Annotated in this window: 9 protein-coding genes; 6 read left to right on the top strand and 3 right to left on the bottom strand. The window is 70.7% G+C overall.

Features of this window, described 5'->3' with window-relative positions:
• Nucleotides 1-14: 14 nt before the first annotated feature.
• On the bottom strand, nucleotides 15-641 hold the full coding sequence (locus tag A6A08_RS24075) for a hypothetical protein (RefSeq protein WP_073704912.1): 627 nt from the start codon (nucleotides 639-641) through the stop codon (nucleotides 15-17).
• A gap of 194 nt (nucleotides 642-835) precedes the next feature.
• Between A6A08_RS24075 and A6A08_RS24080 the strand changes: the two genes are divergently transcribed.
• Nucleotides 836-1,303, top strand: coding sequence for a GerW family sporulation protein (locus tag A6A08_RS24080; protein ID WP_073704913.1), 468 nt, complete (start codon nucleotides 836-838; stop codon nucleotides 1,301-1,303).
• A gap of 187 nt (nucleotides 1,304-1,490) precedes the next feature.
• Here A6A08_RS24080 and A6A08_RS24085 read toward each other — a convergent pair whose 3' ends face one another.
• A complete protein-coding gene (locus A6A08_RS24085; RefSeq protein ID WP_242422851.1) occupies nucleotides 1,491-2,693 on the bottom strand; it encodes a PQQ-binding-like beta-propeller repeat protein in 1,203 nt (400 codons plus the stop codon).
• Nucleotides 2,694-3,145: 452 nt separating this feature from the next.
• Nucleotides 3,146-4,480 carry a type VII secretion integral membrane protein EccD gene (eccD, locus tag A6A08_RS24090; RefSeq protein WP_073704914.1) on the bottom strand — a complete coding sequence of 445 codons (1,335 nt, stop codon included), beginning with the start codon at nucleotides 4,478-4,480 and terminating at the stop codon, nucleotides 3,146-3,148.
• A 256-nt stretch (nucleotides 4,481-4,736) separates the two neighbouring features.
• On the opposite strand from eccD, the gene eccCa reads away from it, so the two are divergent.
• From eccCa to A6A08_RS24120, 5 genes are all read left to right on the top strand, one after another.
• The gene (gene eccCa / locus A6A08_RS24100) at nucleotides 4,737-8,705 is read left to right on the top strand and encodes a type VII secretion protein EccCa (protein ID WP_378697788.1); all 3,969 of its coding nucleotides are present in this window, start codon (nucleotides 4,737-4,739) and stop codon (nucleotides 8,703-8,705) included.
• Between the two features lie 246 nt (nucleotides 8,706-8,951).
• The gene (locus tag A6A08_RS24105; protein ID WP_073704917.1) at nucleotides 8,952-10,148 is read left to right on the top strand and encodes a hypothetical protein; all 1,197 of its coding nucleotides are present in this window, start codon (nucleotides 8,952-8,954) and stop codon (nucleotides 10,146-10,148) included.
• Between the two features lie 226 nt (nucleotides 10,149-10,374).
• A complete protein-coding gene (locus tag A6A08_RS24110) occupies nucleotides 10,375-10,707 on the top strand; it encodes a hypothetical protein (RefSeq protein ID WP_073704918.1) in 333 nt (110 codons plus the stop codon).
• A gap of 66 nt (nucleotides 10,708-10,773) precedes the next feature.
• Complete coding sequence (locus tag A6A08_RS24115; protein WP_073704919.1) at nucleotides 10,774-13,434, top strand: hypothetical protein; 2,661 nt, start codon at nucleotides 10,774-10,776, stop codon at nucleotides 13,432-13,434.
• A gap of 234 nt (nucleotides 13,435-13,668) precedes the next feature.
• Nucleotides 13,669-14,007, top strand: coding sequence for a hypothetical protein (locus A6A08_RS24120; RefSeq protein ID WP_338013140.1), 339 nt, complete (start codon nucleotides 13,669-13,671; stop codon nucleotides 14,005-14,007).
• Nucleotides 14,008-14,069 lie beyond the last annotated feature (62 nt).

The following is a 14,069-nucleotide window of genomic DNA, read 5'->3' on the forward strand; positions in this document are numbered from 1 at the left end:
GGCCCGCCCAGGAACTAGCCGACCGAGGCGAGCAGCTCCTCGGCCGCCAGGAGGGCGCCGTCGAGCATCTCGTCCTCGTCGCCTCCCCCCGTCCGCGAGTAGTCGACGTGCACGAGGACCTGGCCCTCCACCACGGTGACCTCCGCCCCGTCCCCACCGGTGCCGGTGACCGCGAAGTCGCCGAGGTCGACCCCGGGGTCGGCCTCCTCCTCGGTGACGTCGGGGAGGGTACTCCCGACGTAGGGCCCCTCGTGGATCTCCATGTCGAACTGGAGCGTGGCCCCGCCCGCCGACACCAGCAGGCAGGCCATACGCAGCCGGCCGAGCTCCTCCAGGTCCTGCGGATCGGGCGTGCCCGTGGTGGTCTGGGGGTCACTGCGCAGGTCCTCCGCGCCGAGGAGTTCGTCCAGCGTCTGCGCGGAGAGCACGGTGCACAGGTCGTCGGGGGCCATCTCCACCGGGTCGCGCAGTTCGGCGGTCTCCCGCGGGGCCTGCGCGGGCGCTCCCTCCGTGTCGGCCGCCGCGGTGTCCGGGGCCTCCGCGTCCTGCTCGGGCTCCCCTCCGCCGCAGGCGGCCAGCAGGAGGACCAGGCCCGCGGCCAGGGCGGCCGCGCTCTTCGTCAGGTGGGGTGCAGGGGACACGGGTTTCCTTCTTCCTCGGGAATGAGGGGAACACCGTATCGCCCGGTACGTACGGGCCCTCACCCAGCGTTCCGCAACCCGGCGCACCTGACGGAGCACAGGTCCCCGAACGCGCCGGGAGCCCGCCATGCCTCCGTGGCGCGGCATCCGCGCTGTAGCGTGGGATCCCGTATCCGTCCCCGGAGGGATCCACCATGCCAGGCACCGCCGTCGCCCGCCGCGCCCGCGAGGCCCTCGCCCGCCGCGGCAGCCCCGCCCTGTCCGCCCTGGCCAGGCTGATCGAGAACACCGGTGCGTCGGCGCGGTCCGCGTCGGTGTTCGGCGACCCCGTGGCCTCGGAGGGCACCACGGTCGTCCCGGTGGCCCGGGTCACCGCGCTGACCGTCATGGGCGGGGGCTCCAGCAGCCTCTTCACGGCGGTCGGGGACGGCGCCGGGGGCACGGGCTTCGTCCGGGTCCGCCCCGCGGGTTTCCTGGTGCTCGACCGCGACGGGGCCCGGTTCCAGGCCGTCCGGCAGCCGGCCACGATGCTCGCCATCCCGCTGGCCGTGGTCGCGGCCGCCGCGGCCACCCGCATCGTGGGCGTCTCGGTCCGCGAGGCGCGCCGCCGCCGCAACCGGGCCGTCCGGGAGGAGGTCCGCAAGGCGGAGCGGAACGGCTGACGGGTCGGCCCGCGCCCCGGGGCCGTCCCGCCGAGCGGGCCCGTCACACGGACCACGGGACCCCGGCACCCCAGCACGCGACGGGCCGGCGTCGATCCCCACGCAGCGCTCGTACATCACGTCCATGGTCACGGCACCCCTCGTACCGGTGCGGGCATCCGGCGGGGCCTGGCCGGCCTCGGAGGTATCAGGTCAACCCGACGACGGTCCAAGGACCCGGGTTCTCCTCGGTGACCACCACCGCACCGGGCACCAAGGCCAGTACCGGAGAGTCGGGCAGCGTCGTGACCGAACCTTCGGACTCGAACCACCACTCCTCATTGACGGTCATGTCCGCGTTCAGGACCAGGGGCTCGTCCTCGCTGTTCCACCGCGCGAACTCCACGTCCACCGGCCCTCGGTCCAGATCCGGACCGGTCAGGTGGTCCGGCCGGAGCACACCCTCCTCCAAGAGCAGCCCACGACCGATGCCGTCTTCCCCCGGGCGTGAACGCGTCTCCAGACAAGCCAGTTCCTCCCCCTCGAAGGACATGTGCCAGTACCCGACCGTGCCCTCGTCATAGTCGACGGCGGTCTCCACGTACCCGTCATCGAGCAGCCCCACGGGGTACCGTTCCCGGTCCTGGTAGGCCGCGCCCCCGATCTCCCCACCCGTGGCGGGATCGACGAGGAGATCGTACTCAGCCCCAGCCCTCACTCCGAGGAAGAGCGCTTCCTTCGACGGGGAGACCTCGGACTCCACGTCGAGCAGCATGTCGTAGGCGAACTCCTGTTCCAGCTCCCACAGGGGCTCACCGGTCTCCCCGTCCAGAGCCGCCGCGAACATCACCTGGTCGTACTGGCGGACGGATTCGTCCTCCAGGGTGTGGTCGTAGTAGGTCGCCATGACCACGACCGTCTCCCCCGCACGCACCACCTCCTCATGCGCGACACCGGCACTGCCCGCACGGTCCGGAAGCTCGTAGGTCCAGGCATGTTCGCCGTCACGCAGTGAGAAGCCCTCCACCATGTCCCGTTCCTGGGAAACGAGGACACCGACATGCGAGGTGACCGCGGCGGTGTGGACGGTCCCCCCTTCGAGGTCGGTGTCGTGCTCGGCGATCAGCTCACCCGTCCCCGCGTCGAGCAGCACCATGGTGTCGGGTTCGTCCTCACCGCCCGGCACGCCCAGCAGGACATCCTGGCCTCCCGGTGTGGTCCACACGCGCCGCACACCACCGTCCTCCACCCGGTAGTGCCACAACTCCTGCCCGGTGGCCCCGTCCAGTCCGGCCACGCCGCGACCCATGACCATCACGGGCCCGGCCCTGTCGGGAAGCACCTCCTGGAGGCTGCCGTACTCCTCCGGTGTCCTCCATTCCCAGGCGACCTCCGAAACCGAGGTCGGCACCGAGTGTGCGGGGACCTCCCCCTCGTGGACACGATGGTCCACCTCTCTCCCGCCACTGATGAACGAACACGCGGACAGGGCAGTCCCGAGACAGCAGAACAACGACACCGTTCCCCATGAACGGGATCTAGTCATCACCATCCCCCTCTTCCCGTCCGTACTCCTCAGCCCCACCGGTCCTCACCGTGGAGGCCCTCGCCGTTCTCCAGCAGGCCCACAGCACCGAGCACGCTACGAGGGCCGCCGGCATGGACGGAGGCGTCCTCGAAAACCTCGTGGAGGGCCTCCGGGAAATCCATGTGGTCGGCCGGGGCCGGCCGCCGTTCTTCCTAGGGGACCGCCCCGGCGGGAATCCATCCCGACGCCGGGAGTACGTCTGGCCGACCGACCGTTCCCACTGGTTCGCGTACACACGGATTCTCCGGCGCGACCGCGCCGAGGGGCCGTCGTTACTACGCGGACATGCGCTGCACGAAGGCGAACAGGCCCATCCCCCACGCGAACACCGCGCACATCGCGATGATCACCAGGACCTCGGTCCAGTTGAGGATGCGGCGCAGCGAGGCCCGGGGCACGTCGGTCAGCCGCACCCAGCTCAGCACGCCCAGCACGACCCCCGCCACGAGCGCGGCCAGCGGCAGCCACGGGGCCAGGAACGCGTACTCGCCCACGACCGCGACGCCCGTCGCGCCCATGCCGAGCACACCGGCCAGGCGCAGCGGCAGCACGTGCCGGATCCGGTCGAACAGGCGCGAGCGCAGCACCAGCAGCACCGACAGCAGACCGCACAGCAGCAGGTCGGGCAGGCCCGTGGCCAGGCAGGCCAGCAGCACGGTGACCGCGCCGCCGCTGACCGCCGCACCCAGCACGATGCCCAGCAGCAGCCGGTCGGTGTTTCCGTAGGTGTCCTCGAACCGCTCCGTGGGGACCTGGCCCGAGCGCCCCACCTCGTAGTCGAGCCCCGACAGCCCGCCCATCACCATCGCCACGCGCGGCAGCGCGCCCACGCACAGCGCCAGGGCCAGGCCCATGGACCGAACGCCCTGCACCGGCTCCACGAAGATCCCCACCAGCACGAGGACCCCGGCCGTCACCGCGACCACGCCGAGCCCGGAGATGTAGGCCAGTCCGGTCTCGTGCATCGCCCAGCCGATCACCGCCACCAGCAGCGCACCGGACAGCGCGAAGGCCGCCATCACCAGCGGGTCCGCGCCGGTCACCAGGTTCGCGGCGAGGACCGAGGTGACCGCGCCCCACACGCAGGCCGTGGCGAACAGCACGTGCGCGACGACGGGCAGGGGCCTGCGGGCGGCGAGCAGCATCACCGCGATGGTGAACAGGGTTCCGCCCGCGGCGATCCCCAGGTGGCCGGCGGACGGGTTCAGCCACACCATCAGCCCCAACAGCAGCAGGGGGCCGATCGCCGCGACGAGGAGCCCGAAGGACAGCGTCGTCCTCGGGTTCCAGATGTGCGCGGTCTCGTCGACGCGGTCCTCGACCGCGCCGCGGACGTCGTCCACGTGCGCGGGCCTGCTCCGCGCGGTGCGGCGGTCCAGCACCAGCACGTCGCCGTCGTAGACGCCCGCGCTCTCCAGCGGCTCGTCCGGGTGCACCGGCGCGCCGTCCATGGTGCTCAGCGTCCACGCCGCGGGCTCGGTTCCCTCCTCCTCGGAGGCGCAGACCTCGATGATGCGCGGCATCAGCGTGGCCACGGGGACCGTTCCGGGAAGTGCCAGATCAGCCCAGCGTTCCGGCCCGGTGACCGTGACCCGGCAGTATCCACTCACACCAATGGTTCCTTTGTCGTCGTCATGGGCGTCGGTCGTCCTCGGGGGAGGGTTGGCCGCCCTCGGAAGGCCTGTCGCCCTCGGGGGAAGGACGGATGCGAATTAGGTGATTCGCGGGGTTCGCGGGATCATTCATAGCGTAGCCACCCAGACACCAGCCCCCGTAGGCGGACCGAAAGAGATCCCTGTGGCGACGAGACCTGTCCCCCGCCCGGCTCGAAGCGTCCCGACTGCCCCCGGGAACACCCCGCTCGTCATCGCGACCCCACCGCAGATGCCGGAGAACCCGCCCGCGTCGAGCTCCGGCGCGATGATCATCATGCCGATCATCACCGGCTCGGGCTCCCTGCTGATGTCCATCACCATGGGACACCGGCCCCTGATGGCCGTGGCGGGCGTGATGATCATGATGGCCAGCGTGGTCGTCGGCATCATCATGTTCGTCGCCCAGCACAACGGCCCGCGCAAGCGCATCCGCGAGCAGCGCGAGCGCTACGTCGACTACCTCGACCAGCTGCGCGGGATCGTCCGGGACGTGGCCTCCACCCAGCGCGCCGACAACGCGTTCCGCCACCCCGACCCGGAGCTGCTCACCGAGCCTGCCCGGTCACGGGCGCGCCGGTGGGAGCGGCGGGCCTCCGATCCGGACTTCCTGGACCTGCGCGCGGGCACCGGGACGCGCCCCCTGGCGCGCCGGCTCAAGCTCAAGGTCGACACCTCGTCGCCGCTGATCGTCTACGACCCCGTCTGCCAGGGCTCGGCCGACCAGCTCATCGAGCTGTACGCGAACGTTCCGGAGATGCCGCTGGTCGTCCCGCTGCGCGAGCACGGCGTGGTCTCGATCATCGGCGACCGCGAGGCCGGACGGGGGCTGGCCCGCGCGCTCGTCGCGCAGATGGCCACCTTCCACTCCCCACACGACCTGCGGATCGGCGTGGTGCGGGACAACCGGCTGCGCCCCCAGTGGGAGTGGCTGAAGTGGCTGCCGCACAACACCTTCGACGACGCCGAGGACGGGCCGATGCCCGCACGGTTCGTGTCGGTGAACACCGTCCAGGTCGCCGAACTGCTCTCCGACGAGATCGAACGGCGCACCGTCGACCTGCAGCGGCGCCGGGGCGCCCCTCCCGGCCCGGGCACCCGGCGCCTGGTCGTGGTCCTGGACGGCGAGCACCAGTCCACCCTGTCCGGCCTGCAGGCCGAGCCGCCCGTGAACTCCCTGGCCGACCTGGGCATCCACGTGATCGCCCTGGTGTCGGACCGGCGCGAGGAGCCGGAGGCGGTGGACCTGCGGCTGCACATCGACGCCGACGGCACGCTGACCGAGGACACCGAGAGTCCGGGCGCGGACGAGGACTCCCCGTACCCGCCGATCGAGGGCCGGGCGGACCGGTCCAGCGTCGCGCACCTGACCTCGCTGGCCCGCATCCTGGCCCCGTACGGCATCGCCGTCACCGACAGCGACGACGCCATGCACGCCACCGTCGGCCTCCCCGAGATCCTGGGGGTGTCCGACGTCGCCCGGCTGGACACCCGGCAGACCTGGCGCAAGCGCAGCACCGGCGACTACCTGCGGGTGCCGATCGGCGTCGGGCCGAGCGGCAACACGGTCCTGCTGGACCTGAAGGAGTCGGCGTTCGGCGGCATGGGACCGCACGGCCTGGTGGTCGGCGCGACGGGTTCGGGCAAGTCGGAGATGCTGCGCACCATGGTGGCGTCGCTGGTCATCAACCACTCGCCGGAGTCGCTGGCCCTGCTGCTGGTGGACTTCAAGGGCGGCGCGACCTTCGCCGACACCGACCGCCTGCCGCACAGCGCCGGGCTGATCACCAACCTGGCCGACGACGACTCGCTGGTCCTGCGGTTCCGGGAGGCGACCTTCGGCGAGCTGGTCCGCCGCCAGCAGCTCCTCAAGAACGCGGGCAACCTGCCCAACCTGCACGCCTACGAGGCGGCCCGGGAGGAGAACCCGGAGCTGGAGCCGCTGCCGCACCTGCTGATCATCATCGACGAGTTCTCCGAGCTGCTCACCGCGCACCCGGACTTCGCCGAGCTGTTCGTGGCCATCGGCCGGATCGGCCGGTCGATCGGCGTGCACCTGCTGCTGGCCACCCAGCGGCTGGAGTCGGGCAAGCTCAAGGGGCTGGAGTCGCACCTGTCCTACCGCGTGGGCCTGCGCACGTTCTCCGAGGCCGAGAGCCGCGAGGCCATCGGTGTGGGAGACGCCTACCACCTGCCGCCCGAGCCGGGGTCGGGCTACCTGAAGGTGGACACCTCGGTCTTCGAGCGCTTCAAGGCGGCGATGGTGTCGCAGCCCTACACGCCGCCGGTCAAGGAGGAGAAGGAGGAGCACGAACCCGTGCTCCCGCTGCTGTCCTACAACGGGCTGAGCAAGGTGACCGGGGCGGGGTCGCTGGTGGAGTCGCTCGTGGAGTCGATGCGCGCCAGGAACGAGGAGTCCAGGGCCAAGGAGAGCAAGCGCACCACGCTCCAGGTCACCGTGGACCAGCTGGTGGCGTCGGGCGCGGACAAGGTCCGGCCGATCTGGCTGGAGCCGCTGCCGGAGCTGCTCACCCTCGACAGGGTGCTGACCGAGCTGGGCGAGGGCGAGGACCTGGAGGGCGCCGGCACCGAGCCCGAGCCCTCCGACATGCGGGCCGTCATCGGCCTGACCGACATCCCCAGGGAGCAGCGGATCGTCCCGGCCGAGCTGGACTTCACCGGCGCCGAGGGCAACGTCATCGTCCTGGGCGGGCCCCAGTCCGGGAAGTCGACGCTGCTGCGCACGGTGATCGCCGGCCTGGCGTGGCGGTACCCGCCGGGACGGGTGGGCGTGTACGCGATCGACTTCGGCGGCGGCGCGCTCCAGGCGATGGACGGGCTGCCGCACGTGGCGGGTGTGGCCGGCCGGGCCGACCCGGAGAAGGTGCAGCGCGTCCTGGTGGACGTACGCGCCCAGTTGGAGCGGCGCCAGCGCGTGTTCCGCAAGTACAAGCTGGACTCCCCCGCCGCGCTGCGCCAGGCGCGCGCGGACGGCTCGGTCCCCGCGAGCGTGGTGGGCGACCTGTTCCTGATGATCGACGGCTGGTCGTCGGTGCGCGACACCTTCGACGAGGCCGACGAGGTGCTGATGGACATCGCGACGCGGGGTCCGTCCCTGGGCGTGCACACGATCCTGACCGGCGCCGCGTCCTCGCAGATCCGGTCCCGGCTGCAGGCGCTCTTCGGCGGCAGGTTCGAGCTGCGGCTGAGCGACCCCATGGACTCGGGGATCGGCCGCAAGGCCGCCGAGGCGCTTCCCAAGGACACCCCGGGCCGCGGCCTGACCTCCGACGAGCACCACACGCACGTGGCCCTGCCCCGCGTGGACGGGTCGGCCAGCGACGAGGACGTCACCGACGGCATCCGCGACCTGGTCAAACGGGTCGAGGAGCGGTGGCCGCACAAGGCCGTCCAGGGGGTCAAGACCCTGCCCTCCCGGGTGGAGCTGGACGACCTGCTCAAGGGCCGCCGGACACCGGCCGGCCGCCGCGGCGGCGAGCTGGTGCTGGGCATGGCCGAGAGCACGCTGGCGCCGGTCACCACGAACCTGGAGCGGGACCCGCACCTGGTGGTGTTCGGCGATCCGCAGACCGGCAAGACCGCGCTCCTGCGCGGGCTGGTCAAGCAGATCGTGCGGCGCCCGCCCACCGAGATCGGCGTGGTCATGGTGGACTTCCGGCGCAGCCACCTGGAACTGGTCCCCGAGGAGCACCTGCTGGCGTACTGCACGAGCGCGGACCAGGCCAAGGCGGTCGCGACCAACCTCGCGGGATCGCTCAAGGAACGCCTGCCGGGACCGGACGTGACGCCGAAGCAGCTGCGTGAGCGCAGCTGGTGGAAGGGCCTGGACCTGTACGTCGTGGTGGACGACATGGACATGCTGGGGGCACGGTCGAACCCGCTCGCGCCGCTGGCCCCGTTCATCCCGCAGGGCTCCGACCTGGGGCTGCACATCATCGCGGCGCGCCGCACGGGCGGATCGGCCCGGGCCATGTTCGAACCGGTGCTGCAGGCGCTGAGCGACATGGCCACACCGGGCATGCTGTTCTCCGGCGACCGGATGGAGGGCCGCCTGGCCAACGGCACGGTGTCCAGGCAGCTGCCCACCGGACGCGCCCAGCTGGCCCGCCGCGGCCAGCGCCCGGACCTGGTCCAGGTGGGATGGAGCGAGCCGCCCGCCTGACCGGCGCGGTCCTTCGGGAGGCCCGGAAGGACCGGCCGCCCCTCGCCCCCGGTGTGGCCGGATCCGGCCACACCGGACGGCCCCGTCACGCGCGCGGTCCCCTTCCGGGCGCCTCCGAGCGGGTGGGGAAGGCGGACCGCGCCGGCCGGCGGCACCGGCCCGGGGTGCGCCCGCCCGAACCGAACCATGACACCCTTGGGGTGATCCCACCCTCCGTGTCCCCGTCGTCCCCCGAAAGGCAGCTCCATGCGGCGCCCCCTCGCCCTGGCCTCGACCGTGTGCCTGCTCGCCCTCACCGCCTGCACCGGCACGTCGAGCGGTTCCGACGGTTCCGCCGAGACCGTGGAGGAGCTGGCCGAGGAGGGGCTGTCCGGACTGGCCCTGCTGCACCGGGGGTTCGGGGGCGGGGATCCGGAGACCGACCAGGTCCTGGTCTTCCACGATCCCGAGACCGGCCGGCCGGCGCACCGGATCGCGCTGCCCGACGGGGCGGTCGACCCGGTGGCCCCGAACCTGCACGTGCACTCCCAGTTCTCCGAGGACTGGACCTTCTTCGCCTACGCGACCACGGAGCCCAACGCCGTGCACGTCGCCGTCCTCACCGAGCACGGGGAGGACGGCGCCGAGGGGTCGGGCACCGAGGAGCCGGATGCCGAGGGGTCCGGTGCCGCGGAGGTCTCCTACCAGCCGGTCGAATCCGTCACCCCCTCGGCGAACGAGGTCCTGTCCCAGCCGGTCATCCACGGCGACCGGCTCTGGTTCGTCTCCGACAACACACAGGACGGCGCCCCGCCCCAGGTGCTGTCGGTGCCGCTGGACGCTCCCACGGGCACCCCCAACCAGGAGGGCAGCCTGCCGTTCGGACCCGGCCAGCGGCCCAGCGACTGGTCACTCACCCCCGACGGGGCACTGCACATCCGCAACAGCGTGCCGACCCGGCAGAAGAACGCCTCCGGCACCGGCAGCCTCGTGGTCCGGGAGACCGCGGGGAGCGTCGTCAACGCCACCCTCAACATCGACGGCGGGCAGTGGCAGACCTTCGACGGCTCCCTGGTGTGGGGCGAGGGCACCGCCCTGCTGCGCCCCGACGTCACCGGGGGCGGGGAGGCCCCGGCGGGCGCGTACCTGGTGACGGTGGAGGGAGAGGGCCACACGGCCACCCGGCTCCTGGAGGAGAGCGACGGGCCGGTGGTGCAGTACGCGCCCTCGCCCGAGCGCGACGCGGTCCTGCTCCAGACCGGCGAGGCCTGGTTCCGGGTGGACCTGGAGGAGGGAGCGGTGGCCGAGGCCGAGGAGGTCTTCCCCCGCTTCCACGACGCCTCCCTGAACGGCTGGCCGCTGGTGGTGCGCTGGGTCCGGGAACCCGTGGCCGCCGACCCCAGCGCCGCCCCTCCGACTGAGCCGTCGGGGACGGAGGGCGGCGGGAGGCCCGCCTCCTCGTGAACAGCGGGAAACGTCCGGAGGCGGAGGGTACACACGAAACCCCCCTCCCGGTACTATCCCCGGGAGTTCACGGGAACCGCGGAACTCCTGCCCCCACCCGCGCGTCCCACCCCTCATCCGGACCCGTTCCGCCCGCGCCGACGGCCGCGGACGGGCTTTCCGTGCGTGGAGGGCACCGCGTCCCCTCCCAGTGAGTTCCGTGCCGGAAGACAGAGGAGACCCCCACATGACCACCGAAGCGGGCGGCAACCCGATCGAGGGAATGCAGGGCGGCGAGTACGCCGAGACCCTCGCGGCCGCCATGGCCGGACTCGCCGACGCGTTCGACCTCCTCATGGAGGACGCCGAGGGCGCCTCCGGCCACGACGACGTCAGGGCCGGGTTCACCGCGTTCAAGGAGAGCACCGCCCAGGCCCTCATCGACGTTCAGGGGCTCGGTCTGGCGCTGGCCGACAACGTCCAGGCGGGCGCGGCGGAGATCGCGCGCAACGACCTGGACAGCTCGGAGGGCTTCGACCACCCCTGGGAGTCCCACCGGGACATCAACTTCGAGGACTGACGGCACCGTCCGCCGCCCCGCCCCCTCCCCCTTCCTTCCCCGCCCGCAGCCCCTCCGAGGAAAACCGTGGCAACCTTCGCTCTCGTCTTCGTCCCCCGCGACTTCCACTACGGGTCCAAGCCCATGTACGACTGCGCGGCGGACCTGGAGATCCTCAACGCGCGCATCCTCGGCCGGGCCGACGACCTCAAGGGGGGTTTCGACTCGGCCGCCGGCGAGTTCACCGACGTCATCGCCTGGGACATCCAGAGCCTGTCCGAGGAGGACGTGCAGAACTGGCGGGACGCCGCCGTCTCCGTCACCTACGCCGCCTCGGTCGCCGAGATGTGGGCGGACATCGTCAAGGCGTTCCACGACGAGCGCGACGCCCAGATCACCAGCTGGGAGAGCAGCAGGACGGAGAAGGAGAACGCCGTCCCCTCCAAGTACCAGGACGACCACATCACCTCGTCCCACCCCCAGGCCGACGGCTTCCTCTGGACGGACTGGGGCGCCGGGGACGAACAGCGGTGCCGGACCCTCTACGACGAGCTCGTCACCGTGCAGGAGGGGCTCACCACCCGCGAGCAGACCAACTGGCAGCGCCTCCAGGACGGTGCCGAGGAGGTTCGCGGGATGCTCGAACAGGGGCCGACCCCGGAGAACGTCCGCAAGCTCATCGAGGCGGGCAACGCCAACTGGGCGTTCCTCAACCTCGACCCCTCCCGCTACTCCTCGCTCATCGAGGACAGCGAGCTCACGCCCGAGAACGCCGAGGAGTACGCCGAGGAGCTCTCCGCCTACTGGTCCGGTGAGAAGCCGCTGGACGACCGCTACCACGAGATCATGCTCGTGCTCTCGATGGTGGGGACCAGCGCCCGGCAGAACCAGCAGAACGGCACGGAGCCCGGCGACGGGGAGATCGCGTTCCTGGAGGAGTTCTACTCCCACCTGGAGGAGCCCTACCGCCGGAACGGGGCCGGCGCGGGCATCATGGTCTACCCCGACCTCATGTCCGAGTCCGGTATGAGCGACGAGGAGAGGGAGGACGCCCTCGGCGTACTCGGCGACGGACTGCTCGCGCTCTCGGACCCGTCTCTCGGCGGGGGGTACGACCGACTGCCCGAGAGCTTCCGGTACGCCGTGGAGGGGAGCTGGATCAACCCCGACGCGGAGAACAAGCTTCCCGGGACCCCCGTGAGCGTGGGGATGGACATGAAGGCGCTCTCCGCCTTCCTCGAACACACCGACGAGGACCTGGAGGGCGGCTACGGGCTGTCGACGAACCTGCACCTGACCACCGGAGCGTTCCTCGACGCCTGGGGCGACACGCCCGACCCCGACGGGGTGATGCCGGACTCCGAACAGGTCTCCCACATCATCGACGCGGCCAGCCGCAACACGGACGCCAACTACTACATGCTCACCGGCGAGCACATCAACAAGGAGGAGGGCGTCGACTACGGCGACGCGGACCTGCGCACGCGGGCGCTGGAGGGCACGCTCACCTACGAGTGGCACGACGACGGCCACACCGCGCGCCAGCTCACCGACTGGCTCGCCGAGGACATCCACAGCGAGGACACCGAGGTGCGCGAGCGCGCGGGGAACGCCTTCGCCGGGTTCATGGAGACCGTCACCGCCCCGGACATGCACGAGGCCCTCACCAACACCGGTGTGGACGTCACCGAGGGGGACAACGAGTACTCCAACGCCTCGTTCACCCAGTTCAACGGGGAGCTGGCCGACAGCCTCGCCGACGTCTTCGACGCGCACATCTACAGCTTCGCCAACGGAGAGGTGCTGGACGGCGAGGACGTGTCGGGCTCGGGCATCGGGGAGTTCGACCCGAAGACGAACTACGTGGAGATGGGTCCCGAGGAGCGGGCCATGTACATGCAACTCCTCATGGGCAACGACGAGTCCGCCGGACGCGCCGTCAACTCCGTGCACGCCTACCAGCAGATCGAGTCGCTCGCCTTCCTGGAGACCGGAAACGAGACGACTGCCGCACGTGGTGCCGGGCAGCTTCAGGGCCTCTTGGAGCGGGCCCTGTGGCTGGAGTCCGAGGACCGCGGCGCCGACCTGGACGAGACCATCGAGCGCCAGACACAGATCACCGAGTTCGTCGTCGGCGAGGCGGCGGGTCTGTCCGAGAGCATTCCGGTCATCGGCACGGCCGTGTCCATGGGGCTGGAACTCGGCCAGGACAGCATCGTGAACGCGGTCGTCGACGGCGAGTACGAGGTCTCTCCCCGGTTCCCCGTCTACACCAGTGAGGAGACCGTCCTGCGCAACTTCCAGATGGAAACCCTCGACTACCTGGCACAGAACAACCCCCAGGCGTTCCAGGACGACACGCAACGCGGTGATTTCAGGTCTCTGGTCGACAGCGGCGTGGTGACCATCGAACGCGACGGCCAGGTGCTCAGCGCCTCCGACATCACCAACGACTTCGTCTTCGACCAGGACGTCACCATCAGCGTCGATAAGGGCACCAACTGGTCAGAGTTGGACAGTGATGGCCTCGACAGTGTCGACGACGCCCTCTCCGGAGTCATGGACACGACGCATATGCGCGCCGAATACATGGATGATCACGGAGAGCCCGTCGAGCGCGACGGCCCCAGCTATACATGGGTGGATGAATTCGTCGACGTATACACGGGCTCCTACAAGGAGACGAGAGACTACTTCAATGGAGAAGTCTCAGGTTTCGACAAGCCAGACGAAGAATCCGAGAAATGATGAACCAGTGGGGAACCGAACAGATTCCGCACCCGCCACACCTCGGAGGAACCTTTGATTCGCCATGAGGGCCGCGCATCCGCTTTCCTAGCGGCCACCCTGACCATGTGCACGGCGCTGACCGCATGCTCCACCTCCGAGCCCGAACCAGAACCCGAAAGAGGAGGGCTCCCGCCGGACTACGTCTCCCGCTCATGGGTGAAACGGGAAGTCATGTTGCACGTCCTCGACCGCATGCTCGTCGAGAACGACACCGAAGAAGTCGTCGACAACATCACCGGCAGCCGGGACAAACTGTTCGAAGCCCGAGTCCTCCAAGAGACTGAGAACGGATACACCGTCGAGTTCGATAAGGACGCGTGGACGACCGACGAGGTCGGCCACATTGGCAGAGTGGATGCCGCACTCGTCGACGCCACTGACTTCAACGAGGTCACCTGGTGCGGCGGGACCGTCACCGGCGAGGAATTCGTCGACGCCTACATGGACGAGTTCTGGGACACCCTCGACACCCACGAGGAGTACACGGCCAGCATCACCGACTACGTCGACTGCGGTGACGGCCGACCGTGACCGCGCTTGAACCTCGAAGCCGCGTGAACCGGTCCTCGGAGGAACCGTTGAATCGCCGTGAG

Origin of the sequence: Nocardiopsis sp. TSRI0078, assembly GCF_001905145.1 — a bacterium.
Classification (GTDB): Bacteria; Actinomycetota; Actinomycetes; order Streptosporangiales; family Streptosporangiaceae; genus Nocardiopsis.

Coding starts and splice junctions, on each gene's coding strand:
- A6A08_RS24080 (WP_073704913.1), top strand. CDS start 836: ATGCCAGGCACCGCCGTCGCCCGCCGCGCCCGCGAGGCCCTCGCCCGC.
- A6A08_RS24110 (WP_073704918.1), top strand. CDS start 10,375: ATGACCACCGAAGCGGGCGGCAACCCGATCGAGGGAATGCAGGGCGGC.
- A6A08_RS24120 (WP_338013140.1), top strand. CDS start 13,669: ATGCTCGTCGAGAACGACACCGAAGAAGTCGTCGACAACATCACCGGC.
- A6A08_RS24105 (WP_073704917.1), top strand. CDS start 8,952: ATGCGGCGCCCCCTCGCCCTGGCCTCGACCGTGTGCCTGCTCGCCCTC.